We start from the raw sequence: 23,570 nt of genomic DNA, 5'->3' as shown, positions 1-23,570 counted from the left end.
CCCATACGATGGCCCGCGTGGATGTGATCAGAGTCAAGGGCGGCGCCCGCCTGTCCGGTGATGTCTCGGTGGGCGGCGCGAAGAACTCCGCGCTCAAGCTCATGGCCGTCGCGCTGCTCGCCGAGGGCCGCAGCGTGGTGGCCAACGTCCCCCGCATCACCGACGTGGCGATCATGGCCGAGGTGCTGCGCCGGCTGGGCTGTGAGGTGTCGCTGGCCGGCGGCGAGGCGACCATCGACGTGCCCGCCGAGCCGGGCAGCGAGACCGACTACGACCTGGTCCGCCGGCTGCGCGCCTCGATCTGCGTGCTGGGCCCGCTGCTGGCCCGCCGCGGCTACGTCCGGGTGGCCCACCCGGGTGGCGACGCGATCGGCTCGCGCGGGCTCGACATGCACGTGGCCGGGCTGGCCCGGATGGGCGCCGAGATCTCCGGCGAGCACGGCTTCGTCATCGCCTCGGCCCCCGGCGGGCTGCGCGGCGGCAAGATCTGGCTGGACTTCCCGAGCGTCGGCGCCACCGAGAACCTGCTGATGGCCGCCGTCCTGGCCAAGGGCGTCACGGAGATCGACAACGCCGCCCGCGAGCCGGAGATCGTCGACATCTGCGACATGCTGACCGCGATGGGCGCGCAGATCACCGGCGCCGGCACGTCGACGCTGACCGTCGAGGGGGTCGAGGCCCTCAAGCCGGTGCGGCACACCACGGTGGGCGACCGGATCGTCGGCGGCACCTGGGCCTTCGGCGCGGCGATGACCCGCGGCGACGTCACCGTGCACGGCGTCCAGCCGGCCTACCTGGAGATCGCGCTGGACAAGCTGGTCTCGGCCGGCGCGGTGGTCGAGCCGGGCGACAACCTCTTCCGGGTCCGCATGGAGGACCGTCCCAAGGCGATCGACATCGTGACGCTGCCGTACCCGGGCTTCGCCACCGACCTGCTGCCGATGGCGATCGGGCTGGCCGCGGTCAGCGCCGGCTCGTCGCTGATCACGGAGAACATCTTCGACGGCCGGTTCATGTTCGTGAACGAGATGGTCCGGCTGGGCGCGGACATCCGCACCGACGGCCATCACGCGGTGGTGAACGGCCGCGAGCGGCTCTCCGGCGCGCCGGTGCGGGCCACGGACATCCGCGCCGGGGCCGGGCTGGTCATCGCCGGGCTGTGCGCGGACGGCGTCACCGAGGTCGGCGAGGTGCACCACATCGACCGGGGCTATCCGGACTTCGTGGCCGACCTGGCCAACCTGGGCGTGGACGTGGAGCGCGCGGTGGTCGCCGAGCCGACGTTCGACTTCTAGCCTCAGAGGGCCGGCGAGCCGCCCACCAGCCGCCGGGCCTCGTCCACCTCTTCGCCGAAGACCAGCACCAGCAGCCGCCCGTCCGGGCGGAGGGCCGAGGTCGAGCGGATGCCCGCGGCGGCCAGCAGGGTGCGGATCTCCTCGGCGATGTCCGGGTCGTCGGTGGCCGCGGCCGGGCAGAGCAGGCCGTAGTCGTCGGTCTCGCCGAAGATGGCCAGGCCGGCGTACAGCTCGCGGAGCGGGTCCTCCCGGGTCCGGGTCCACTGCAGGCCCATGCGCCAGAAGACGGCGCCGAGGAATCCGACGAGGGCGACGGCGATGAACGGCCCGATGAGGTACCAGCCGTCGCTTGGTGGCATGGGCACAGTCTGGCATCGCCAACGGGAGTTTTCCTCGGATTTGCCCCGATCGAGGCCCTGAGCGTTCGTTAAGCACGGCGGCTAGGCTGTCGGCGTTACCTCAACGTGGAGAAGGAGAGCACACATGGCGGGTCGACTCGCGGTCATCGGCTCCGGTCTGATGGGTTCGGGCATCGCCCAGGTGGCGGCCCAGGCCGGCTGGCAGGTCACGATGCGGGACCTGGACGAGGCCTCGCTGAGCCGGGGTGTGGCGGCGATCCGGGAGTCCCTCGGCCGCTTCGCCACCAAGGGCAAGATCTCCGCGGAGGACGCGGAGGCGGCGGTCGGACGGATCACCACGACCACGGAGCTGGAGGCGATGGCCGACGCGGACGTGGTGGTCGAGGCGATCTTCGAGAAGCTGGAGGCCAAGCACGACGTCTTCCGGGCGCTCGACAAGATCTGCAAGCCCGGCGCCGTGCTCGGCACCAACACCTCCGCCATCCCGATCACCCAGATCGCGGCGGTCACCGCCCGCCCGGAGTCGGTCGTCGGCATCCACTTCTTCTCGCCGGTGCCGATGATGAAGCTGGTCGAGCTGGTCCGCGGCTACCAGACCTCGGACGAGACCCTGGCGACCGCGCGCAACTTCGCCGAGGAGGTCGGCAAGACCTGCGTCGAGGTGAAGCGGGACGTCGCCGGCTTCGTCTCCAACCGGCTGTTCTCCGCCCTGCTGGTCGAGGCGATCAAGCTGGTCGAGACCGGCGTGGTGTCCGCCGCCGACCTGGACACGGTGATGAAGCTGGGCTTCGGGCACGCCATGGGCCCGCTGGCCACCGTCGACCTCACCGGGCTGGACGTCATGCTGAACGCGGCGTCCAACATCTACCACGACACCGCGGACGAGAAGTTCTTCCCGCCGGAGCTGCTGCAGCGCATGGTCACCGCGGGCGACCTGGGCCGCAAGACCGGCAAGGGCTTCTACACCTACTGAGGCTTCTGCACCTGCTGACCGGCCGCCGGGCCGGTCAGCCGTCGCGCTTGGTGGTCCATCGGAACGTGGTCAGGCACAGGACGAGGGCCACCAGGCACCACACCCCCAGCACCAGGGCGACCTTCGGCAGATCGTAGGAGCCGCCGGGCTCGCGCGGGCCGAACGACTCCGGCAGGAAGACCGCGCGCAGGCCCTGGCACATCCACTTCAGCGGGAAGATCGACGCGACGTTCTGCATCCAGCCCGGCAGGCTGGTGAAGACGAAGAAGACCCCGGAGATGAACTGCAGGATCAGCGCGACCGGGGTGACCACGGCCGGCGCGCTGCGACCGGTACGGGCCAGCGACGAGAACGCCACCCCGCACAGCGTGCAGGCGGTGATGCCCAGCGCCGACACCCACAGGAAGGTCAGCCACTTCGCCCCGGTGTCCGGCAGGTCCAGACCGAACAGCAGCGTGGCCACGGTCAGCAGGATGACGGTCTCCAGCACCGCGATGAACGCCACCATCAGCACCTTGCCGGCGAAGTAGACCCAGCGCGGCATCGGCGTGCCGAGCAGCCGCTTGAGCACCCCCCGGTCGCGTTCCTGCGGGATCTGGATGGCCAACGACTGGAAGCCGGCGGTCATCAGCCCGGTGGCGATCATGCCGGTGACGAAGTACTGGGTGAACTTGACGCCGTTGCCGATCTCGCCGGTGAAGATCGAGCCGAAGACCAGGATCAGGATGGCCGGGAAGGCCAGCGTGAACATCACCTGCTCGCGACTGCGCAGGAACTGCTTGATCTCCAGCAATCCCTGCCACAGGCCCAGCCTCATGCCGCTGCTCCGATGGGACATGCTCTCCTGGTCCTCCGCTTCGCTCCGGTGCAGTCGCTCATGTCGTGATCATCGAGAGGTAGATGTCCTCCAGGGTCGGCCGGGAGACGGTCAGGCCGGGGACCTCGCCGCCGAAGCGCGCGGCCAGCTCGGCCACCAGCGCCGTCGGCGTCGCGCTCTGCGCGCTCTCCCAGGACCCTTCGGGGGTACGCCAGGAGACGGTGGCCAGCGCCGAATCCCGGTCGCCGAGCCGCTGGGGCGTGTCGACCGCGATGAGCCGGCCCGCCGTGATGACCCCGACCCGGTCGGCGAGCGCCTCCGCCTCCTGCAGGTAGTGCGTGGTCAGCACGACCGTGGTCCCGCCGCGGGCCAGGTCGCGGATCAGCGCCCAGAACTCGCGCCGCGCCTCCGGGTCGAAGCCGGTCGTGGGCTCGTCCAGGAAGAGCAGCTCGGGGCGTCCGACGATGCCCAGCGCGACGTCGAGCCGGCGTTTCTGCCCGCCGGACAGGGTGTGGGTGCGGGCGCGGGTCTTGGCGCTCAGCCCGACCCGGTCGATGACCCGCGCCGGGTCGTCGGCGCCGGGGTAGAACCGGGCGAAGTGGGTGACGACCTCGCCGACCGTCAGCTCGTCGAACTCGCCGGTGCCCTGCAACACGATCCCGACCCGCTCCCGCCAGCGGCGAGCCGTCGGATCCGTGCTGGTGCCCCGCTTGCCGTGCACCACGGCGGGGTCGATGCCCAGCACGCTGACCCGGCCGCCGTCCCGCCTGCGGTAGCCCTCCAGGATCTCCACGGTGGTGGTCTTGCCGGCGCCGTTCGGGCCGAGCAGCGCGAAGATCTCGCCCCGCCGCACGGTCAGGTCGAGGCCGTCCACGGCGACGGTGTCACCGTAGAGCTTGCGCAGGCCATCGACCTCGATCGCGGAATCGCTCATGGTGCATGACCATACGAGGTCGCCCCGGCGGGTCAGCGCGAGGAGGCGAAGGTGACCGACAGTACGGTCGCCGCGAGCATCCCGCCGATGAGCGTCAGCCCGATCCCGCCGATGTCCAGACGCGCGTGCAGCTTGCGGTGGGCCAGGGCCGCCGCCACCGGCACGCCCGCGGACGGGGCCAGCAGGAACGCCAGCCAGCCGAGCCCGCGGATCGCGGCGCCGCCCGGCAGGCCCGTACCGCCGAAGGTCACGAGCCCGGCCGCGATCAGGCCGCAGAGCCCGGCCACCAGGGCGCCCAGCAGCGGCAGCAGGGGCAGCGCCCAGCGCGGCAGCGGGTGGCGCAGCTGCGGGCGCACGGTCACGTCGATGCGCCCGGCGGCCCGGGAGAGCAGCGTCCGCGCGGACTGCCGCGGCGCCGGCAACGCGCCGCCGGAGCCCGGGCCGCTCTCCAACGCGGTCCGGGGCAGCGCCTCGATGGACAACGGCTCGGGCAGCTCGCCGAGGGCCCGGACGCGCATGCCGCGGGCCCGGCGCAGCTGGTCCCAGAGCCGGGCCGCCTCCCGGTCCACGTCGAGCACCTGCGCCGCCGCCGCGCCCGCCCAGCGGTCGGCGGACAGCGCGTCGCCCTCGGCCCGGGCGAGCTCCCCGGCGGCCTGCGCGGCGCTGGTCTGGTACGCCTGCTCGGCGTCGGCCAGCGCGGCGTCCCGCCGCCGGGCGACATCGGCGAGCGCGGTCATCATGAGCTGGTAGTCGCGGTCACGAGTGGTCACTGTTCACCTCGTAAGGGATGATCACTTCCGGATGGCGGTGCACCGAACGGTCGAAGAACAGTGCCCGCCGGGCCCGCGGATACCAGGCCGGGCCGCCGGGCTGCGGCGAGAGCGGGCTGAGCTCCGGGCCCTGCACGTCCAGCGCCACCCACGCGCCGATGGTGTCCAGCCGGGCTCCCGGACCGCCGAGGGCGTCGCGCAGCCGTGGCACCGACCGCCACCAGCCGAGGACGTGGATGCGCTGCTCCGGCCCGTCGGTCAGCAGCGCGCGCCAGCGGTCGCGCCAGGAGGCCCCGGCGGCGTCCAGGGCGTAGCCGAGGACGTAGTGCGGGATGCCGTCCGCCGCCAGGCTCGCGAAGAACTGGTCCAGGTCGTGGGGGCCGTACCAGTCGGCGTCGGGCAGCTCGGCGACGAGCCGGGCCGCCGGGCGTTCCGCGCCGGGGTCGAGGCAGACGAGGCTGAACCGGGCCGGCCCCTGCGCGGCCAGCGACAGCGCGGCGGCGGCGAGCACGTCGCAGGCCTCGTCGGTCCGGGTGCCGAGCACCGCCAGGTTGCGCCCGGGCATCCGGCCGAGCCGCAGCCGGGCCGGCCGGGCGGCCACGTCGATGCGCTCGCCCAGCACCGCGCCGGGTGACGAGCCGATGTCGGCGCCGGCCTGCGGCACCCGCCCGGACGGCCGGTACGCCTGCGGCAACCGGGGCACGGCGTCGCCGTCGAACAGCCGGGGCGGCCCGCAGGTGTCGGGCCGGCGGTGCCACAGCTTGCGCTGCAGCGTGCGCCACGCCTGGCGGTCGCTCGCGTCGGGCAGCCGCACGATGTGGTTGGCCCCGTCGGCGCCGGAATCGGCGTTGACCACCGCGTGGAAGCGGGGGATGACCGCCGCGGCCAGGTTGGTGTCGGCCAGGATCCGCCGGGCCTTGGGCAGGGCGATGCGCAGGGTGAACTGTCCGACCAGGCCGGAGCGGCCCCACAGCGCCTCGATGCCGGAGACGTCCTGGCTGGCCAGCACGAGGTGGATGCCCTGCGAGCGGCCGCGCCGGGCGAGATCCTCCAGCAGGGTCACCGCCTCGTCGGCCAGCGCGTCCCGCCCGGCCAGCAGCACCTGGAACTCGTCGATGACCGCGACGATCCGGGGCCAGTGCCCGGCCGGGTCCTCGGCGCGCAGCTCGGCCAGCTTCGAGGCCTCGTACCGCTTGGCCGCCTGGGCCCGGGCCCGCAGCTCCTCGCCGAGATGGCGCAGCATGGCCAGGCCGAACTCCCGGTCGCCGTTGACGTTGATGCCGGCCAGGCGCACCTGCGGCAGCCAGCTCGGGTCGCGCGGGCCCGGCGCGAACCGGGCGAACGACACCCCCTCCTTGAAATCGAGCAGGTAGAAGGCCAGCTCGCCGGGGTCGTAGCGGGCGGCCAGCGAGCCGATCCAGGCGTAGATCAGGTTCGTCTTGCCGGAGCCGGACGGACCGCCGATCAGCGCGTGCGGTGGGTCGTCGCCGAGCGGCACCCAGCTCAGCGACCCGTCGGGGCTGTCGCCGATGGGCGCGCTCAGGCCGTGCGCGGACGACTCGAGCCAGAGCTTCTCCGGCTCGAGGTCGGCGAAGCGGGCGGGCGGCGGGCCCTGGCGCAGCCGTTCGGCCGTCGCCCGGCAGAAGCCGGCGATCCGGTCGGCCGGCGGCGGCGCGTCGAGCCGGACCGTCAGGTCGCCGATGGAGTCGCAGGTCGCGGTCCCGGGGTGCACCTCGATGCGCTCCACGGTCGGGTGCGGCGCCAGGTCCAGGCCCCGGACCAGCAGGTGGACGCCGCAGGCCACCCCGGTACGGGCGATCCGGTCGAGCTGGGCCCGCTGGCCGGCCGGCAGGTCGGCGTCCGCGAGCAGCACGATGATCCGCCACGGCTCCCGGCGCGGGCCGGCGGTCGCCTCGGTGAGCTCGGCCAGGGACGCGTACTCGCCGGCCAGGACGGTCTCGTTGACCCGGCAGATCTGTTCCACCAGGTCGTCGAGGACCGGGCCCAGCCCGCCCGGGCCGACGAAGGAGAGCAGGCCGGCGTGGCCCAGCGGGGCGAAGGCGGCCAGCGTCCCGCCGAGCTGCTCGGGGTCGTAGACGGTGAGCCGGACGTCGCCGGGCCGGGTGGTGCCGAGGGCGCGCAGCAGCAGGCCGGCGATGACCCCGTCCGCGGCGGCCCGGTCGCCGGCCAGGTGGACGTGGGCGTGGTCGAGCAGCGGGACCAGCGCGGGCAGGCGGCGTTCGCCGTCGCCGGGGTCGTAGCCGATGGTGCCGATCCGCAGCAGCCCGGGACGGGTGACCCGGCCGGGCTCGGTGGGAGTCCAGTAGCGCCAGGCCGTGCCGGCCGCGCCGGAGGCGTACAGCGCGGCCAGCGACTCGACGTTGCGGGTCAGCGTGCCGGCCTCGGTCCGGGTCCGGCGCAGGATGTCCGCCCGGGCCGTCTCCCGCGCCTCGGCCAGCTGGGCCAGGCAGGTCGAGTACGCCTCGCGGATCAGCTGCTTGCGGCGCTGGGCCTCGTTGCGGGCCGACTCGGCGGCGGCCAGCACGGCCCGGGCGGTGCCGCGCGCTTCGGCCAGCTCCTGCCGGACGACGGCGACCAGTGCGTTGCGGTGGCTACCCACTGCACCCCCCGGAATCCACGTTGGGGGATTTTAACCATTTTGGGGGGCTTCCTGCCCTGATGTGGCGCGTGTCGCTGTCGAACCGTCACCGCACGGGTTGCCGCCGCGGCGCCGCTCCCGCCCCGGTCAGCCAGCGCGGATCGGTGCTCACCAGCTCCCGCCAGAGCTGCGCGGCCACCAGCGCGGCGCCCTCGGCCTGCCACCGGTGCAGCGAACGCCGGGGCACGTACCGGCGGAACCAGTCGACCGCCCGCCGGGCGTCGCGGTCCAGGCCCTCGGGCTGCGGGCCACGCCTGTACGGCCGCAGCCCCCGGACGCTGCAGTAGTGCAGCGCGTTGAAATACCGCCACTCCTCCGTGGTGCCGAACGCCCCGGCCGGCTTGAGCCGGGCCACGTGCTCGCCCAGCACCGCCCGCAGCTCGGCCGCCCGGGCCAGCGGCTGGTCGGCCACCGCGGGACCGCGCGCGGCGAGCCGGCGGTCCACGGCGGGCAGGTCGATCAGCGGGTTGCGGAGCAGCCGGCCCACGTCGCCGAAGTCCTCGAGCGCGCGGCGGGTCAGCCGGCGGAACTCGTCGGCGTCCAGCGCGGGCATCCGGTGCCGCTCGCGCCGCCGGGGCAGGGCCTCGGCGGCGAGGTGGAGGACGGTACGGCTGTGCCGCAGCCGGTCGTCCTCCAGGAAGGCCAGCCGGTCCAGGCCGGCGCGCAACGGCGCGGCCAGGCCCACCGCGCTCAGCACCGCCGCCACCAGCACGAACTGCAGCACGACGACCGCCGACCGGCCGGGGACGGCCAGCATGGTCAGCGCGGCCGGACCCCCGCACACCAGGGTCGCGAGCACCCCGGCCAGCAGGGACCGGCGCAGATCGGGCAGCAGCCGTTCCCCCGAGTCGAGCGCGTCGGCCACCGCCACCAGGTAGCCCATCAGCAGCAGGTCCAGCCCGAGCGCGGCGAGCACCAGCACCGGCGGGCCGAGGTCCATCGGGCCCAGCACCACGACCAGGCCCAGCGCGTAGAGCAGGGCCGCGGCGGCCAGCGCGGACGGCAGCGCGGTGGGGCGTACCCGTTCGCGGTAGCGCAGCAGCAGCACCATGCCGCCGGCCAGCGGCGCCAGGGCGACCAGCTTGCCCACGTCCGGCAGCGCGGCGGCCAGCAGCAGGAAGACCAGCGCGGCGGCCGGCCAGCCGCGGTTGACCTGCGCGTGCTCCGGCGCGCCGGGCGGCAGCAGACCCACGACCACCCCGGCCCAGCACAGGGCCGGCACGCAGAGCAGCACCTGCGCCGCCGCGGAGCCCGGAGCCAGCGTCCAGGCGGCCACCGCCACCGCGTACGCGACCAGCGCCCCGCCCGCGCGCCACAGCACCGCCCGGGTGGGATCGCGCCCCACCAGATAGCAACCGAGCCACCAGGTCAGGGCGAAGGCGGGTACGGCGATCGCGGGCACCGCAGCAGTCAACCAAACAGACGCTGGGTCCCGACACCCTCTGGCGCCCGCCGTTCCCGCTTGCGCTGCCGGCGTCGCCTCATCACCCACCAGCCGCCGAGCACCAGCAGCACGAGTCCGAGCAGGACCAGCACCGGCAACAGGATCGCCAGCAGGGAGAGCACGACGCTGCCGAAGTCCTCGGCGGTGCTGGCCACCGGCGCGCCGACCCCGGCCGTGGTGGCGTTCACCACCGGCCGGGAGGCGGCCTTCACCCCGTGCACGCAGAGGGCGATGACGACGCCCGCGGCCACCGGCACCCACTGGTGGGAGCCGAAGAACGCGCCCGGGTCGGACACGGTGACCGTCTCGGACGACGAGCCCGCCCCGAACGCGAGCCCGCCCGCGGTGGGCCGCACCACCGTCTGCACGACGTCGTTCACGTGGTCCACGACCGGGATCTTGTCGGCCACCACCTCGACGGCGAGCAGCACCGCCAGGATGGCGATGACCCAGCCGTTGGACAGCCACTGCCAGCCGCCCGGCAGGTCGATGGTGTCGGTGTATCGGGCCAGCAGACCCATGGTGAGCAGGGGGATGTAGGCATTCAGACCGGCGGATGCCGCCAGGCCGGTACCGGTGAGCGCTTCGAGCACGTCCTCAGCATGGCACCGCCACGCTCGCCCCGCCGGACCCGGAGGCTACCCTCGTCGGGTGCGCCTGGTCATTGCGAGATGTTCCGTGGACTACGTCGGCCGTCTCTCCGCCCACCTGCCACCCGCGACCCGCCTGCTGATGGTCAAGGCCGACGGCTCGGTGTCCATCCACGCCGACGACCGCGCCTACAAGCCGCTGAACTGGATGAGCCCGCCCTGCAAGCTGCAGGAGGCGCCCGGGGTGTGGAAGGTCGTCAACAAGGCCGGCGAGGAGCTGCGGATCACCCTGGAGGAGATCTTCCAGGACACCTCGTACGAGCTGGGCGTCGACCCGGGCCTGGTCAAGGACGGCGTCGAGGCGCACCTGCAGGAGCTGCTGGCGGCCCACCCGGCGACCTTCGGCGAGGGCTGGAGCCTGGTCCGCCGGGAGTACATGACCGCGATCGGCCCGGTCGACCTGCTCTGCCGGGACGCGGCCGGCGGCGCGGTGGCGGTCGAGGTCAAGCGTCGCGGTGAGATCGACGGCGTGGAGCAGCTGACCCGCTACCTCGAGCTGATGAACCGGGATCCACTGCTCGCGCCCGTGCAGGGCGTCTTCGCCGCGCAGGAGATCAAGCCGCAGGCCCGGGTGCTCGCCACCGACCGCGGCATCCGCTGCGTGGTGGTCGACTACGACAAGCTGCGCGGCATGGAACGCAACGAGCTGACCCTCTTCTAGCGCCCGCTCAGCTCCACCCGGTCGGCCTCGGTGGTCGCGTTCAGGTACGCCCGCGCGCCGATCACCGCCACCGCCGCCTGCACCGCCACCCCGGTCCAGCTCAGCGGGCCGCCCTGGGTGAGCTGCACGACCGTCGGCAGCCCGAGCAGCAGCACGTCGAGCCCGGCGACGGCGTTGAGCAGCGGGCCGGTCGAGACGGAGCCCATCGGCGTGTCCAGCGGCATCAGTCCGTTGTCGACGAAGCCCACCCGGGCCCGGCGCATCGTGGCCGCCGCGCCGACCGGGCCCAGGGCCAGCCCCAGCGCCCACCACGGCCCGGCCGGCCCGTCGCCGATCAGCGTCAGCACGGTCAGCGCGGCGGCGTACCACAGGCCGCTGAGCACGCCGGGCACCCAGAGCCGCTGGCCGATCGCCTGCCGCGAGCTGAGGCCGAGCAGGCGCAGCAGGACCGGGTTGCCGGCGTCGATGCGGATGGTCCCGGCGGTCACCCCGCCGGCCGTCAGCCCGCCGAGCAGCACGGCCAGGCCGACCAGCCAGCCCGGGGCGTTGGCCAGCAGCGCGGGCAGGGCGGTGGAGCCGACCACCCACAGCACCCGGCGCGGGCGGCGCCGCAGCAGCAGCAGATCCTGCGCGACCAGCACCGGCACGCGGCGCCACAACCGCCGGGACCGCAGCTTGCGGTGGGCCCAGTAGCGCCGCTCCACCATCTCGGTGACGAACGACGGTTCCAGGCCGTACGCCGAGTCGAAGAGCGTGCCGGCCGTCTTGGCCGCCTCGAGGATCCGCTCGTTCGGGGTCGTGGCGAGCCGCCGTACCGCCAGCAGCAGGAGCACGGTCACGACCACCGCGAGCGCACCGGCCAGCGCGGTGACCACCGGCGCCGCCGGCCACCCGGCGTCCGCCCGGGGCGCGCCCACGGCCGAGTCGGCCACCAGCCCGGCCAGCCCCACCCCCACCAGCAGGTACGCCGCGTGGTCGGACCACGCCGCCCACCGGCGCCCGGCCTGCGCGCCCAGCGCGACCAGCAGCAGCACGCCGCCGAGCAACGCGCCGACCAGCGGCAGCAGGCCGTCGGCGCCGGACACCGGCCGGGCCGCGACGTGGCCCAGGACGGCCAGCCCGCCCACGGCGCCGGCGACGGCGGCGCCGGTCAGCGCCACCCACAGCGACGGCAGCAGCAGCCGGCGCCGGCTGACCGGGGCAGTGAGCAGCCAGGACGCCGCGGGCCGGCTCAGCGCGAGCGGGCCGAGGCGGCGCAGGGCCAGGTAGAGCCCGCCGGCCAGGACCACCAGCAGGGAGTCGCCGGCCAGCTCGGAGGCGTTCGGCCCGGCGGGCCACACCACCGCCGCGATCTGCCGGTGCACCATGCCCCCGACGATCAGCACGAACAACACGGCGAAGTAGACGTTGCCGAGCCGCTCGCCGCGCTCCCGGTGGGTCGACTGCGTGCGGCGCACCCAGCGGCGCAGCTCGCCGACGGTGACCGGGGCGGTCACTGCGCGTCGGCGGCGTGCAGCTCCGCCATGCTCACCGTGCCGGTGCCGGCCGCGGCCGCGAACGCGTCGTCGTGGCTGGCCATCAGCACCGTGCCGCCGTCGGCGAGGTAGTCGCCCAGCAGGCCGGCCACCATGGCCCGGCCCTCCGGGTCGAGGCGCTGCTCGGGCTCGTCGAGGATGAGCAGGCGGCTCGGCCGCAGCAGGGCCAGCGCCAGGGTCAGCCGCTGCTTCTGCCCCGACGACAGCGACGGCGGGATGGCGTCGGCGTGCCCGGCGATGCCGAAGCGCTCCAGCGCCTCGTCGACCCCGGCCGCGGCCGGGTCCAGGCCGTGCGCGCGGCAGACCAGCTCGGCGTGCTCGCGCGCGGTCAGCCCGGGATACCAGGTCGGCGGCTCCACGGTGGTCACGACGGCCCGCCAGAACTCCGGGGTGGAGCCGGGCGGGCCGCCGAACACCTCGATCTCACCGGCGTCGGCGCGCTGCAGGCTGGTGATGCAGCGCAGCAGCGTCGACTTGCCGATGCCGTTCTCGCCGGTCACGCAGACGCCGGCGCCGACCGGCACGCTGAGCCGGACGCCGACCAGCACGGGGGTGGAGCCGTAGCTCACCGACAGGTCGCGGACCTCGATCGCGGATTGATCCACCGGGTGACGCTAGCAAAGGTGGTCACGGGCGGCGGCCGTACAGCAGCTTGACGGCCTTCACGATCCGCTGCACCTGGGCCGGGGTGCGCTCGAAGGTCATCGCCGGCAGCAGCGACGGGGCCCGGCGTACGGTGATCGACTTGGCCCGGCCGAACTCGCGCAGCCCGTCCTCGCCGTGGATGCGCCCGAAGCCGGAGTCGCCGACCCCGCCGAACGGCAGCGTGGCCATCCCGACGAAGCTCAGCGTGGAGTTCACCGCGACCATGCCGGTGTGCAGCCGCCGGGCGATCCGGATGCCGTTCGCCTTGCCGAAGACCGCCCCGCCCAGCCCGTACGGCAGCGCGTTGGCCCGGGTGACCGCCTCGTCCGTGTCGGCCACCTTGGTGATGGTGACCGTGGGGCCGAAGGTCTCCTCGCGGATCGCGGCCGAGTCCTCCGGCACGTCGACCAGCACGGTGGGCGAGACGTGCGGCGGCTGCACCGCGTCGGCCCCGCCGAGCAGGGCGCGGCCGCCGCCGGCGAGCGCGTCGTCGATGTGCCGGCGGATGATGTCGATCTGGCTGGGCATGGTGATCGGGCCGATCTCCTCGCCGATGCGCAGCTTGCCGGCCTTCTCGACCACGGCCGCCACGAACGCGTCGTAGACCGGCGCCACCGCGTACACCCGCTCGATGCCGATGCAGGTCTGGCCGGCGTTGGTCATGGAACCCCAGACGGCGGCCTCGGCGGCGGCGTCCACGTCCGCGTCGGCGTCGACGATGAGGGCGTCCTTGCCGCCGGCCTCCAGCAGCACCGGGGTGAGCGTCTCCGCGCAGGTGGCCATGACCTTCTTCGCGGTGGCGGTCGAGCCGGTGAACGCGATCTTGCCGACCCCGGCGCGGCACAGGGCGGCGCCGACGTCGCCGAGGCCGTGCACGGCCTGCAGGACGGGCTGCTCGGGCACGATCTCGGCGAACGTGTCGGCCAGCCACTGGCCGACCGCGGGGGTGTACTCGCTGGGCTTGAGCACGACCGCGTTCCCGGCGGCCAGCGCGCCGCTGATCGGGCCCAGCGGGGTCAGGATCGGGTAGTTCCACGGGCCGATCACCCCGATCACGCCGTACGGCTGGTACTCCAGGTGGCCGGAGTGCTCGGCGACCAGCAGCCGGGTCCGCATCCGGCGCGGGCCCAGCACGCGCTTGGCGTTGCGGGCGGCCCAGTCAATGTGTTCGATGGCCGCGGTGGCCTCGACGATGGCGTCGGCGGGCGGCTTGCCCGTCTCGGCGTGGGTGAGCGCGGCGAGCTCCTCGATGCGCTGGGCGAGCAGCGCCCGCCACTGCAGGAGCCGGGTCCGACGGGCGTCGAAGCCCAGCCCGGCCCACCAGGCGCCGGCGGTGCGGGCGCGGTCCACGGCGGCCTGGACCGCCTTCTCGTCGCTGATCGGGACGCGGCCCGCCTCGGCGCCGGTCGCAGGGCTGGTCGAGACGAGGAATCCGTCCTCGACCACGGGCATGCCGGGAGTACGGGTAGCCGTCATGAACGCGAGTCTAAGTCGCATTCGGCGTGCCGCACCTCACACGTACGCTTGATTATCGTGAGTCCTCGCCGTAATCGCCCCCGCCGCGACGCCGCACCCACCCCGCTGGGTGACGAGCGCGCCCGCAAGGGCATCGAGGGCGTCCAGCAGTACCAGGACGGCGAGTGGACGGTCCGGTCGATCTTCGGCGGGGCGGCCACCAAGACCTACCGCTGCCCCGGCTGCATGCAGGAGATCCGTCCCGGCGTGGCGCACATCGTCGCCTGGCCGGCCGACGAACGCGGCGACGAGAGCGACCGGCGGCACTGGCACACCGGCTGCTGGCGCGCGCGGGACCGGCGCGGCCCGGGGGTGGAGCGCTCGCGCAGCGCCCCGCGCTATGGGTGACTATGAAGACGTGACAAACGAGATCCGCGCGAACTCCGTCCTGCCCGCCCGGCGCGAGGACATCGAGCTGCACACCGCCGACGGCCTCACCCTGGTGGGCGAGCTGGCCCGCCCGCTCGACCGGGATCCGGTCGCGACGCTGGTCTGCCTGCACCCGCTGCCCACCCACGGCGGGATGATGGACAGCCACGTCTTCCGCAAGGCGGCCTGGCGGCTGCCCGCCCTGGCCGGGGTGGCGGTGCTGCGTTTCAACACCCGCGGCACGTCCAGCGTGCGCGGCGCCAGCGAGGGCGAGTTCTCCGCGGGCGTCGACGAGCGCTACGACGTCGCGGCCGCGATCGAGTACGCGGAGTTCCACGACCTGCCGAACATCTGGCTGGTGGGCTGGTCCTTCGGCACCGACCTGACCCTCATGCACGGCCTCGACCCGGCCGTCGCGGGGGCGATCCTGCTGTCCCCGCCGCTGCGCTTCTCGGACGCCGAGCACCTGGCCGCCTGGGCGGCCGGCGGGAAGCCGCTGACCGCGCTGGTGCCGGAGTTCGACGACTACCTGCGGCCCGCGGAGGCCCGCACCCGCTTCGCGGCGATCCCGCAGGCCGAGGTCGTCGGCGTCCCGGGGGCCAAGCACCTGTGGGTCGGCGACGCCGAGAAGGTGCTGGACGAGATCGTGCGGCGGGTCGCCCCGGAGGTGCCGGTCCCGCTGCCCCGCGCCTGGGACGGGCCGATGGAGGCGGGCGACACCGCGGCGTACGCGGACCGCACGGTGGCCGCCTTCGCGGACGTCCCGGTGCCCAAGCCCCTGAAGGACTGACGCCGTCGCCCGGATTCCACCGGGTCAGGCTGCACCAGCCGACGAATGCCCCGTCGGAGACCCGATCCACGGCAAGCCGAGCCCCGGTGCCGTCCTCTGCCAGCTGCCGACAAGCCGCGATGAATCGCTCGGCGCGCCCGCGTTCGCTCCACGGCGGCGCGTCCCAGTAGCGCAACTAGTCGCTGCTGTGCAACGCGTAGTGAGCGTCGGCGTCCGCGTCGTCGAAGGGCCGCAGTCGAAGGCGACCGGAGGGCAGCGTGGGGGTGGGCAGGGACATACGTGCCATATTCCGTTGAACGTGCGTCACGAAGCGCTGCGGAACTGGATTCGGCCGGCCGAGGCCGACGCGGGTGAGCAAAGGCTGGCAGGGCGCGTTCCTGCATCGCGGCTGGCGCAGCGGGTCGACGCGGCCGGACCCGCGGCCCACGCCGGCGCTGAAACTGAATCTGGTCGACCGCCACTTCACCGCGGCCGGCCCGAACCGGCTCCGGGTCGCTGACGCCACCCGCATCCGGTGGTGAAGGCGTGTTCTGGCTGGCCGCCGTCCGCGACGGCAACTTGATCAACTACAGCGACGGCTGGTACGACACCCGCCGCATCCAGAAGGAGTTGGGCTATCTCAGCCCCACGAATACGAGATCGCCCGGAACGAGAAGCTCACTGCCGGGCCACCCAGAGATGAGCCGGAGCCGGCGATGATCCGCTGCTGGCTCGGGTCTTGCGCCGTCTTCAGCCCGGCGCTCCCGCAACGGCCCGGCACCGCACTCCGGCCGGGTGGAGTGTCACGCAACCATCCGAGTGTCCCCGTACCGTAAAAAGCCTACTTCTCCTCCATACTCGGATAAACCACCTCCCGGACGACGAGCTGGATCGCCGCCACCATCGGGATGGCGATCAGCGCGCCGATCACCCCGAACAGCCCCACCCCCAGCAGCGCCGCCGTCACCGCCGCCACGTCGCTGACCTTCACCGAGCGGCGCATCACGTTCGGGTAGATCAGGTAGTTCTCGACCTGCTGGTAGACGACGAAGAAGACGATGCAGGCGATGCCGGCGCCCAGCGAGTCGGCCAGGCCGACCAGGCTCACGATGATCGCGCCGAGGGTGGCGCCGATCTGCGGGATGAGGTCGCAGACGGCGACCACGACCGCCAGCGCGAACGGGTAGGCCAGCCCCACCACCATCGCGAACACCCAGGTGCAGACGCCGGCCAGCACCGCGATCGCGATCGCGCCGACCATGTACGCGCCGACCTTGCCGAGGATCTCGTCGGTGAGCAGCCGCACCCGTTGCCGCCGCGAGCGGGGGACGAAGGCGTAGCCGGCCTCCTTGATCCGCTCGAAGGCGGCCAGGAAGTAGATGACCAGCACGATCACGGTCAGCACGTTGAAGATCGTGCCGAAGAGCAGTTTCGCGCCGCCGACCACGCCGCCGAGGGCGTTGGTGACCGTGCCGGCGTCCAGCGCGCCCTGCACCTTGTCGAGGATGTCGTAGCGCTGGACCAGGTCGCGGACGGCCTCGTTGCGCTGGAGGCTCTCGATGTAGTGCGGCACGTTGCCGACGAGCTGGCCGGTCTGCGTGACCAGGGGCGGCACCAGCGCGAACAGGCCACCGCAGAGCAGCAGCACCACGCTCAGCGCGATGACCGTCACGGCCAGGCCGCGGGGCAGGCCCCAGCCGCGCAGCCGGTCGACGGCCGGGTTGAGGCCGATGGCCAGGAACAGCGCGATGAAGACGAGCACCAGGATCGACGCGGCGTTGCGCAGGCCGAGGAAGATCCCGTACGCGACCAGCACGCCCAGGCCGCCGAGCAGGCCCATCATGAACGGGTTGCGGCGGTTGAGCGGCGGGCCCGGCGGGCCGAACCTGTCGTCGCCCTCGCGCGGCGCGTCGGCCTCCGGCGGGCCGGCCTCCGGGGGCGGCGGGGCCACCGGTGGGTCTGCGCCGGGCTCAGCCGGGCGGGACTCGTCGGCCGTCACCGGAACCTCCACACAAGACCATCGGGACGCCCGGGCAGCGGTCGGCGACCGGTGCGGCGACCGGACTTCCCGGCGGGGAATGTATCGGCCGGCGCCAAGCGCCCGCCACCCGCCGGGCCGGTGCGGACGGTCAGTCGGCGTCGACGCCGACGCGGCTGCCGGCCGGGCGGGGCGTCACCTTGGCCGAGGCGGAGACCTTGGCCGGGGTGGCGGACACCGCGCCGGTCTGGTCGGGGGTGGCCTTCTCGGCCCCCGCCGGCTTCTCCGGCGCCGCGTGCTGGGCGGCTGCTCCGGCCGGCTTCTCCGCCGTGGCGGGCTGGGCGGCCGGTCCGGCCGGCTTCTCCGGCGCGGCGTGCTGGCCGGCCGACGTGACCGGGGACGCGGTCCGCGGGGCGACCGTGGCCTGCCCGGTGACGACCGGGGCCGAGCCGTGGGCGGTCGCGCCGGGCGCCGCTGCCGGCTCGTCGTCCTCGTCCTCGTCGTTCGGGGAGGCCGCGGCCGCGAGCACGGCGGCGGCGGCCAGCTCGGCGACGCGCTTGGCTTCCTTCTGCACCTGGCGGCGTACCTCGGTGGCCCGCCGCTCGGCGGCCTCGCCGGCGCGCTTGGCCTCCTCCACGTGCTCGAGCTCGCGCTCGAGCTCGTTCTTGACCTCGGCCAGGCGCTGCTGGGCCCGCTGGGCCTCCCGCTCAGCCTGCCGGGCCTGCTCGTTGGCCTCGGCGGCCTTGGCCTCGGCCTCGGCCGCCTTGGCCTGCGCGGCCGTCAGGTCCCGGCCGGCCGCGACGATCTTCTGCTGCTGACCGGCGATCTCGTTGCGGATCGCGGTGGCCTGCTCGTCGGAGCGCCGCAGCACCTCCTCGGCGTACTTGTCGGCCTCGCTGCGCAGGTCGGCGCACTGCTTCTCGACGGCCGAGCGCATCTGGGTGAGCTCCTGGGTCAGCTCCTGGCGGCGCTGGGCCAGCTCACGGTCGGTGGCGGTCTTCAGCTCGGCGCGTTCCCGCTCGGCGTCCGCGCGCAGCTTGGCCACGTCCTGCTGGGTCTTGTCGCGCAGGGCCTTGAGCTCCTGGTCGGCCTGGACCCGGGTGGACTTGACGTAGCCGTCGATCTCGGCGCGCTGGCGCTGCACCTCCTGCGCGGCCCGCTGGGTGAGCTGCTCGGCCTCGGCGCGGGCGCGGGTGAGGGCCGACTCGGCCTCGGCGCGCAGCTGCTCGGCGGCCTGGCGGGTGCTGGCGACGGCCTTCTCGGCCGCGGCGCGGCGGGCGACGTCGGCCTTCTCCTCCTCGGCCCGGCGGGCGGCCAGGGCGATCTCGAAGTCCCGGATGCCGTCGTGGGCGTGCGCCTCGGCCTCGGCGCGGATCCGCTCCGCCTCGGCGAGCCGGGCGGCGATGTCGTCGGTCGCGGAGCTCTTGATGTCGGCCGCGACCTCCTCGGCCTTGGCGAGGATCTCCTCCACCTTGGGGCCGAGGTGCCGGAACGAGACCTCGGCCAGGCCGGGCTGGCGGCGGGCCTGGGCGGCCTCCTGCTGGAGCCGGTCGATCTGCCCGGCCATCGCCTGCAGCTGCGAGTAGGCCTGCTCGCGCTCCGCGGCCAGGGCGGCAATCTCGTTCTCGGCCCGGGCGACGTAGCGCTGCACCTGCTTCTTGTCGTAACCCCGCATGGCGATCTCGAAGCTGGGCTCGGAGGCTACGTCCCCACCGAGACCGAAGATTTCCCCGCCGTGCGACATGCTTGCCATCCTCACATACGCATCGTCCCGTGACGTGTGGATACACACGGCCTGGCAGGACTATGTGTCTGGTAGTGATTTGTCGGTACTCAGGCTACTGGCGGAAACAAACGGGCCGTACCGGAGGACTCCGGTACGGCCCGCAGACGCTTTGCACAGCCGACCCGGCCCTTTCAACCGTTGCGCACCGCTCGGGGTGGCGCAACCGGGGACCAAGTGGCGAACGACTCAGTTCGTCTTGGCCACCTCGGGCTTGCCCGCCTCGCCGGCCTCGGCCGGTCGCTGCGCCGGGGCGTCCGCCTTGGCCTCGGCCTGCTTGACGGTCTCGGCCGCCTTGGCCGCCGCACCGACCGTCGGCACCAGGCCGGAAAGGCCGGAGAGCATCTGGCCGAGCTGGTTGGTGACGGCGTCCTTCTGCCGGGTGAGGTCCTCGACCTCGCGCTTGGCGGCCTGCGTGGTGAGCTCCGCCTCGGTGCGCGCCTCGCTGAGCAGCCGCTGCGACTCGGCGCGGGCCTCGGTGACGGTCTTCTCCGCCAGGGCGCGGGCCTTCTCGACGGTCTCGACCGCGCTGCGCTCGGACTCGACGCGGCGGCTCTCGGCGCGCTGCTCGATCTCCTTGGCCCGGTCCTCGGCGGCGCGGGCCCGCTCCTCGGCCTCGGCCACCATCTTCTGGGTGGCGCTGACCTGGGCGGCGTGCCGCTGCGACTCCTCGCGCTCGCTCTTCTCGCGGCGCTCGGCGGTCTCCAGCGCGAGGGCCTGGAGGTCCTTGTCGCGCTTGTCGCGGGCGTCGGTGAGCATCTTGGTGGCCTCGGCGCGCTTCTCCTCGGCCTCGCGGGCCGCCTTCGCGCGCAGCTGGGTGATCTCCCGCTCGGCGGTGGCGCGCAGCGAGGCGACCTCCCGCTCGACGGTCGACTTGAGCTCGGCGACCTCGTGGGCGGTGACCGTGCGCAGCTGCTTGGTCTCGCGGTCGGCGTCCGAGCGCAGCGTGTCGGCCTCGCGCCGGGCCTGCACCCGGTTTTCCGCCGCCTCACGCTCGGCCTGCGTGCGGAGCTGCCCCGCCTCACGCTCGGCGGTCGCCTTCATCGCGGCGGCCTCGGCCCGGGCCTTGTCGGTGATCTCGCGAGCCTCGAGACGCGCGGCGGAGAGGATGCCCTCGGACTCCCGCTTGGCCTCGTTGCGGTGGTCGTTGGCCTGTTCCTCGGCCAGCCGCAGGATCTGCTCGACCCGGGTGCCCAGCCCGGAGAGGGTCGGCCGGTTGTTCTCCTCGAGCAGCTTGTTGCTGTCGGCCAGCTTCTGCTCGAGGGCGTTGAGGCGCTGTTCCGCCTGGCGCAGCCGGCGCTGCGCGTCGTTCATCCGCTGTTCGGCCTCGCCGCGGGCCTGCTCCGACTGGTTCAGGGCGGCGATGAGCCGGCCGAGGTGGGCGTCCACCTGTCCGCGGTCGTATCCGCGCAGGACAACAGTGAAGTCGTGCTGCGAATTTGCGGTCTCGAAGAACGCGAGATTGGCATCCTGCTGCTGGGGCATTGGGACATACTGGCAGACCCCCCAGGGGGCCACGCAAGACCGTACGGGCCGGGTATTCCGCCCTGAGATCAGCTCGGTCCCGCCCGCCGAGGGGCGAGGTCGGCCGTTCGGGTGGCATCGACGCGCCCTTTGCCCGCGCAGCGTTGCCGCGCCGCTACCTGCTGTGGCATTCGGAGCAGAAGATCGTCTCACAGGGGCGCCCGGCGCCGGCGTTCGATGCCGACGATCCTGCCAGGCCATCGCCGCGTCGTCAGGATGTTTCACCCGCAAGGCTGACGAATCAGGCGGGTTGCACCAACTCCACCAGAACGCCCCCGGCGTCCTTGGGGTGCACGAAGTTGATCCGGGACCCGGCCGTGCCGCGGCGCGGCTCGTCGTAGAGCAGCCGCAGCCCGCGGGCGCGCAGGGCGGCGGCGGCCGCCTCGACGTCGGCCACCGTGTAGGCGAGCTGCTGGAGCCCGGGGCCGCTGCGATCGAGGAACTTCGCGATCGCCGAGTCGGGGCGCAGCGGCGCGAGCAACTGGATGCGGGCGCCGGCGCCGTCGTCGCCGGCGGCCAGCATGGCCTCGCGGACCCCCTGCTCCTCGTTCACCTCCTGGTGCACGCACCGCATCCCGAAGGCCCGGTCGTAGAAGGCGAGCGCCTCGTCCAGGTCGGCCACGGCGATCCCGACGTGATCGACTCGCAGCAGGCCGACGGTGGGCAGAGAATCCATGCTGGAGAGTGTACTAGGCTGTGCTTAACCATCGTTCAGGCCTGTAGAAAGCGAAGCTCCCGTGACCAGCTCGGTGATCGTCAGCGGCGCCCGTACGCCCATGGGCCGCCTCCTCGGCAACCTCAAGAACCTCCCGGCCACCGCGCTGGGCGGATACGCCATCGCGGCCGCCCTCGAGCGCGGCGGCGTGGCGCCGGACCAGGTGCAGTACGTGATCATGGGTCAGGTGCTGCAGGCCGGCGCCGGCCAGATCACCGCCCGGCAGGCCGCCGTGGCCGCGGGCATCCCGATGACCACGCCGGCGGTGACGGTCAACAAGGTGTGCCTGTCCGGCCTCGACGCGATCGCCCTGGCCGACCAGCTCATCCGGGCCGGCGAGTTCGACATCGTGGTGGCCGGCGGCATGGAGTCGATGACCAACGCCCCGCACCTGCTGCTGGGCCAGCGCCAGGGCAAGAAGTACGGCGACATCCTGGTCCGCGACCACACCGCCTTCGACGGCCTGATGGACCCCTGGGACGGCATCTCGATGGGCGAGTCCACCGAGCGCAGCGGCGCCGATCTCGGCATCACCCGCGCCGAGCAGGACGCCTTCGCCGCGCTCAGCCACCAGCGGGCGGCCGCCGCCCAGCGCGAGGGCCGCTTCGCCGAGGAGATCGTGCCGGTCAAGGCCGGCCTGCGCGGCGTCGACAAGCTGATCGACACCGACGAGGGCGTCCGCCCCGACGCGACGGCCGAGTCCCTGGCCGCCCTGCGGCCGGCGTTCGCCAAGGACGGCACGATCACCGCCGGCAGCGCCTCGCCGATCTCCGACGGCGCCGCCGCGGTCCTGGTGATGAGCCGGGCCAAGGCCGAGGAGCTGGGCCTGACCTGGCTGGCCGAGATCGGCGCGCACGGCAACGTGGCCGGCCCCGACAGCTCCCTGCAGGCCCAGCCCGCGAACGCCATCCGGCACGCGCTCGGCAAGGCCGGCCGGACCGTCGCCGACCTCGACCTGATCGAGATGAACGAGGCGTTCGCCCAGGTCGTGCTCCACTCGATGCGCGAGCTCAAGGTCAACGAGGAGATCGTCAACGTCAACGGCGGCGCCATCGCGCTGGGCCACCCGATCGGCATGTCCGGGGCCCGGCTGGTGCTGACCCTGGCCATGGAGCTGAAGCGGCGCGGCGGCGGGCTGGGCGCGGCCGCCCTGTGCGGTGGCGGCGGCCAGGGCGACGCGCTGCTCCTCACGGTGCCCGCCGCCTGATCGTGGGGCACCATGGCAGGGTGATCAGAGACGTGCCCACGCTGGTGGCCCGCGCCCGCGAGGGGGACGCCCGCTCGGTCGCCCGCCTGATCAGCCTCGTGGAGAACGGCGATCCGCGGCTGCCCGAGGTGGCGGCCGCGCTGGCCCCGTACGCGGGCCGGGCCCAGGTGGTCGGCCTGACCGGCTCGCCCGGGGTGGGCAAGTCGACCACCACCAACGAGCTGGTCCGCGCGCTGCGGGCGGCCGGGCACCGGGTCGGCGTGCTGGCGGTGGACCCGTCCAGCCCGTTCACCGGCGGGGCCATCCTCGGCGACCGGATCCGGATGCAGGACCACACCACCGACCCCGGGGTCTACATCCGCTCGATGTCCAGCCGCGGGCAGCTCGGCGGGCTGGCCGCGGCCACGCCCCAGGCGGTGCGCGTGCTGGAGGGCGCGGGCTGCGACGTCGTGCTGGTGGAGACCGTCGGCGTCGGGCAGGCCGAGGTGGAGATCGCCTCGCTGGCGGACACCACCCTGGTGCTGCTCGCGCCCGGGATGGGCGACGCGATCCAGGCGGTCAAGGCCGGCATCCTGGAGATCGCCGACGTCTTCGTGGTCAACAAGGCGGACCGGCCCGGCGCGGACGCCACCTACCGCGACATCCAGGGCATGCTCTCGCTGGGCGAGCGCGGCCCCGGCGAGTGGCGGCCGCAGGTCGTGCGGGCGGTGGCGGTCCGGGGCGAGGGCCTGGACGAGGTGGTCGCGGCCATCGAGAAGCACCGCGCCTGGCTGGAGTCCGACGGCCGGCTGCAGGCCCGGCGCGAGGCGCGGGCCGCGGCGGAGGTCGAGGCGATCGCGCTCGGCACGCTGCGGGCGCGGCTGGGCTCGCTGCGCGACGGTACGGCGCTGAGCGACCTCGCCGCCCGGGTGGCCGCGGGCGGGCTCGACCCGTACGCCGCCGCCGACGAGCTGATCAAGGGCCTCTAG

The 23,570-nt window shown here is 73.8% G+C and carries 22 protein-coding genes; 8 read left to right on the top strand and 14 right to left on the bottom strand.

Annotated features, from left to right (window positions below; genetic code table 11):
• Positions 1-8 precede the first annotated feature (8 nt).
• Entirely contained in the window at positions 9-1,295 is a 1,287-nt protein-coding gene (murA, locus tag Ani05nite_RS34420; RefSeq protein ID WP_203775419.1) for a UDP-N-acetylglucosamine 1-carboxyvinyltransferase, read from the top strand.
• 2 nt (positions 1,296-1,297) lie between these two features.
• Here murA and Ani05nite_RS34415 read toward each other — a convergent pair whose 3' ends face one another.
• Entirely contained in the window at positions 1,298-1,654 is a 357-nt protein-coding gene (locus Ani05nite_RS34415) for a hypothetical protein (protein WP_203775368.1), read from the bottom strand.
• 124 nt (positions 1,655-1,778) lie between these two features.
• On the opposite strand from Ani05nite_RS34415, the gene Ani05nite_RS34410 reads away from it, so the two are divergent.
• Positions 1,779-2,627 (top strand): 3-hydroxyacyl-CoA dehydrogenase family protein, encoded by an 849-nt coding sequence (locus Ani05nite_RS34410; RefSeq protein ID WP_203775367.1) that lies wholly within the window; start codon positions 1,779-1,781, stop codon positions 2,625-2,627.
• Positions 2,628-2,661: 34 nt separating this feature from the next.
• Here the strand turns inward: Ani05nite_RS34410 and Ani05nite_RS34405 are convergent, their stop codons facing one another.
• From Ani05nite_RS34405 to Ani05nite_RS34380, 6 genes are all read right to left on the bottom strand, one after another.
• Complete coding sequence (locus Ani05nite_RS34405) at positions 2,662-3,444, bottom strand: ABC transporter permease (RefSeq protein WP_239130934.1); 783 nt, start codon at positions 3,442-3,444, stop codon at positions 2,662-2,664.
• Between the two features lie 58 nt (positions 3,445-3,502).
• Positions 3,503-4,378: an ABC transporter ATP-binding protein gene (locus Ani05nite_RS34400; protein WP_203775365.1), complete on the bottom strand. Its 876-nt coding sequence runs from the start codon at positions 4,376-4,378 to the stop codon at positions 3,503-3,505.
• 32 nt (positions 4,379-4,410) lie between these two features.
• The gene (locus tag Ani05nite_RS34395) at positions 4,411-5,148 is read right to left on the bottom strand and encodes a hypothetical protein (protein WP_203775364.1); all 738 of its coding nucleotides are present in this window, start codon (positions 5,146-5,148) and stop codon (positions 4,411-4,413) included.
• Positions 5,135-7,768: an FtsK/SpoIIIE domain-containing protein gene (locus Ani05nite_RS34390; RefSeq protein WP_203775363.1), complete on the bottom strand. Its 2,634-nt coding sequence runs from the start codon at positions 7,766-7,768 to the stop codon at positions 5,135-5,137. Before Ani05nite_RS34390 ends, Ani05nite_RS34395 begins: the two co-directional genes overlap by 14 nt.
• A gap of 85 nt (positions 7,769-7,853) precedes the next feature.
• Positions 7,854-9,221, bottom strand: coding sequence for a hypothetical protein (locus Ani05nite_RS34385; protein ID WP_239130933.1), 1,368 nt, complete (start codon positions 9,219-9,221; stop codon positions 7,854-7,856).
• Positions 9,218-9,844 carry a DUF4126 domain-containing protein gene (locus tag Ani05nite_RS34380; protein WP_203775361.1) on the bottom strand — a complete coding sequence of 209 codons (627 nt, stop codon included), beginning with the start codon at positions 9,842-9,844 and terminating at the stop codon, positions 9,218-9,220. Before Ani05nite_RS34380 ends, Ani05nite_RS34385 begins: the two co-directional genes overlap by 4 nt.
• Positions 9,845-9,902: 58 nt before the next feature.
• Between Ani05nite_RS34380 and nucS the strand changes: the two genes are divergently transcribed.
• Entirely contained in the window at positions 9,903-10,562 is a 660-nt protein-coding gene (gene nucS / locus Ani05nite_RS34375; protein ID WP_203775359.1) for an endonuclease NucS, read from the top strand.
• Here nucS and Ani05nite_RS34370 read toward each other — a convergent pair.
• The 3 genes from Ani05nite_RS34370 to Ani05nite_RS34360 are packed head-to-tail and all read right to left on the bottom strand — an operon-like array spanning position 10,559 to position 14,218.
• Positions 10,559-12,058 (bottom strand): DUF6297 family protein, encoded by a 1,500-nt coding sequence (locus Ani05nite_RS34370; protein WP_203775357.1) that lies wholly within the window; start codon positions 12,056-12,058, stop codon positions 10,559-10,561. The two genes, nucS and Ani05nite_RS34370, sit on opposite strands and share 4 nt — an antisense overlap.
• Positions 12,055-12,702 carry an ABC transporter ATP-binding protein gene (locus tag Ani05nite_RS34365; protein WP_203775355.1) on the bottom strand — a complete coding sequence of 216 codons (648 nt, stop codon included), beginning with the start codon at positions 12,700-12,702 and terminating at the stop codon, positions 12,055-12,057. Before Ani05nite_RS34365 ends, Ani05nite_RS34370 begins: the two co-directional genes overlap by 4 nt.
• A gap of 22 nt (positions 12,703-12,724) precedes the next feature.
• Complete coding sequence (locus tag Ani05nite_RS34360; RefSeq protein ID WP_203775353.1) at positions 12,725-14,218, bottom strand: aldehyde dehydrogenase family protein; 1,494 nt, start codon at positions 14,216-14,218, stop codon at positions 12,725-12,727.
• Positions 14,219-14,275: 57 nt separating this feature from the next.
• On the opposite strand from Ani05nite_RS34360, the gene Ani05nite_RS34355 reads away from it, so the two are divergent.
• The 3 genes from Ani05nite_RS34355 (at position 14,276) to Ani05nite_RS34345 (ending at position 15,937) form a co-directional block, all read left to right on the top strand.
• Entirely contained in the window at positions 14,276-14,605 is a 330-nt protein-coding gene (locus Ani05nite_RS34355) for an Rv1322 family protein (protein WP_203775351.1), read from the top strand.
• A gap of 10 nt (positions 14,606-14,615) precedes the next feature.
• The gene (locus tag Ani05nite_RS34350; protein ID WP_203775349.1) at positions 14,616-15,416 is read left to right on the top strand and encodes an alpha/beta hydrolase; all 801 of its coding nucleotides are present in this window, start codon (positions 14,616-14,618) and stop codon (positions 15,414-15,416) included.
• A 350-nt stretch (positions 15,417-15,766) separates the two neighbouring features.
• The gene (locus Ani05nite_RS34345) at positions 15,767-15,937 is read left to right on the top strand and encodes a hypothetical protein (protein WP_203775347.1); all 171 of its coding nucleotides are present in this window, start codon (positions 15,767-15,769) and stop codon (positions 15,935-15,937) included.
• A gap of 299 nt (positions 15,938-16,236) precedes the next feature.
• Here Ani05nite_RS34345 and Ani05nite_RS34340 read toward each other — a convergent pair whose 3' ends face one another.
• The 4 genes from Ani05nite_RS34340 to mce all read right to left on the bottom strand — a co-directional run bounded on the left by Ani05nite_RS34340 (position 16,237) and on the right by mce (position 21,356).
• A complete protein-coding gene (locus Ani05nite_RS34340) occupies positions 16,237-17,406 on the bottom strand; it encodes an AI-2E family transporter (protein ID WP_377882196.1) in 1,170 nt (389 codons plus the stop codon).
• 118 nt (positions 17,407-17,524) lie between these two features.
• On the bottom strand, positions 17,525-19,126 hold the full coding sequence (locus Ani05nite_RS34335) for a coiled-coil domain-containing protein (protein WP_239130939.1): 1,602 nt from the start codon (positions 19,124-19,126) through the stop codon (positions 17,525-17,527).
• A gap of 219 nt (positions 19,127-19,345) precedes the next feature.
• The gene (locus Ani05nite_RS34330) at positions 19,346-20,641 is read right to left on the bottom strand and encodes a DivIVA domain-containing protein (RefSeq protein WP_203775345.1); all 1,296 of its coding nucleotides are present in this window, start codon (positions 20,639-20,641) and stop codon (positions 19,346-19,348) included.
• A 280-nt stretch (positions 20,642-20,921) separates the two neighbouring features.
• Positions 20,922-21,356, bottom strand: coding sequence for a methylmalonyl-CoA epimerase (gene mce, locus Ani05nite_RS34325; RefSeq protein WP_203775343.1), 435 nt, complete (start codon positions 21,354-21,356; stop codon positions 20,922-20,924).
• 61 nt (positions 21,357-21,417) lie between these two features.
• Between mce and Ani05nite_RS34320 the strand changes: the two genes are divergently transcribed.
• Positions 21,418-22,602, top strand: a complete 1,185-nt coding sequence (locus Ani05nite_RS34320) for an acetyl-CoA C-acetyltransferase (RefSeq protein WP_203775341.1) — start codon at positions 21,418-21,420, stop codon at positions 22,600-22,602.
• 20 nt (positions 22,603-22,622) lie between these two features.
• Positions 22,623-23,570, top strand: a complete 948-nt coding sequence (gene meaB, locus Ani05nite_RS34315; protein ID WP_203775339.1) for a methylmalonyl Co-A mutase-associated GTPase MeaB — start codon at positions 22,623-22,625, stop codon at positions 23,568-23,570.

The organism is Actinoplanes nipponensis, from assembly GCF_016862275.1.
Classification (GTDB): domain Bacteria; phylum Actinomycetota; class Actinomycetes; order Mycobacteriales; family Micromonosporaceae; genus Actinoplanes; species Actinoplanes nipponensis.
The sequence above is the reverse complement of the archived record's forward strand: the minus strand, read 5'-3'. Positions and strand labels throughout refer to the sequence as shown.

Coding starts and splice junctions, on each gene's coding strand:
- Ani05nite_RS34410 (WP_203775367.1), top strand. CDS start 1,779: ATGGCGGGTCGACTCGCGGTCATCGGCTCCGGTCTGATGGGTTCGGGC.
- mce (WP_203775343.1), bottom strand. CDS start 21,356: ATGGATTCTCTGCCCACCGTCGGCCTGCTGCGAGTCGATCACGTCGGG.
- Ani05nite_RS34335 (WP_239130939.1), bottom strand. CDS start 19,126: ATGGCAAGCATGTCGCACGGCGGGGAAATCTTCGGTCTCGGTGGGGAC.
- murA (WP_203775419.1), top strand. CDS start 9: ATGGCCCGCGTGGATGTGATCAGAGTCAAGGGCGGCGCCCGCCTGTCC.
- Ani05nite_RS34360 (WP_203775353.1), bottom strand. CDS start 14,218: ATGACGGCTACCCGTACTCCCGGCATGCCCGTGGTCGAGGACGGATTC.
- Ani05nite_RS34330 (WP_203775345.1), bottom strand. CDS start 20,641: ATGCCCCAGCAGCAGGATGCCAATCTCGCGTTCTTCGAGACCGCAAAT.
- Ani05nite_RS34400 (WP_203775365.1), bottom strand. CDS start 4,378: ATGAGCGATTCCGCGATCGAGGTCGATGGCCTGCGCAAGCTCTACGGT.
- Ani05nite_RS34415 (WP_203775368.1), bottom strand. CDS start 1,654: ATGCCACCAAGCGACGGCTGGTACCTCATCGGGCCGTTCATCGCCGTC.
- Ani05nite_RS34405 (WP_239130934.1), bottom strand. CDS start 3,444: ATGAGGCTGGGCCTGTGGCAGGGATTGCTGGAGATCAAGCAGTTCCTG.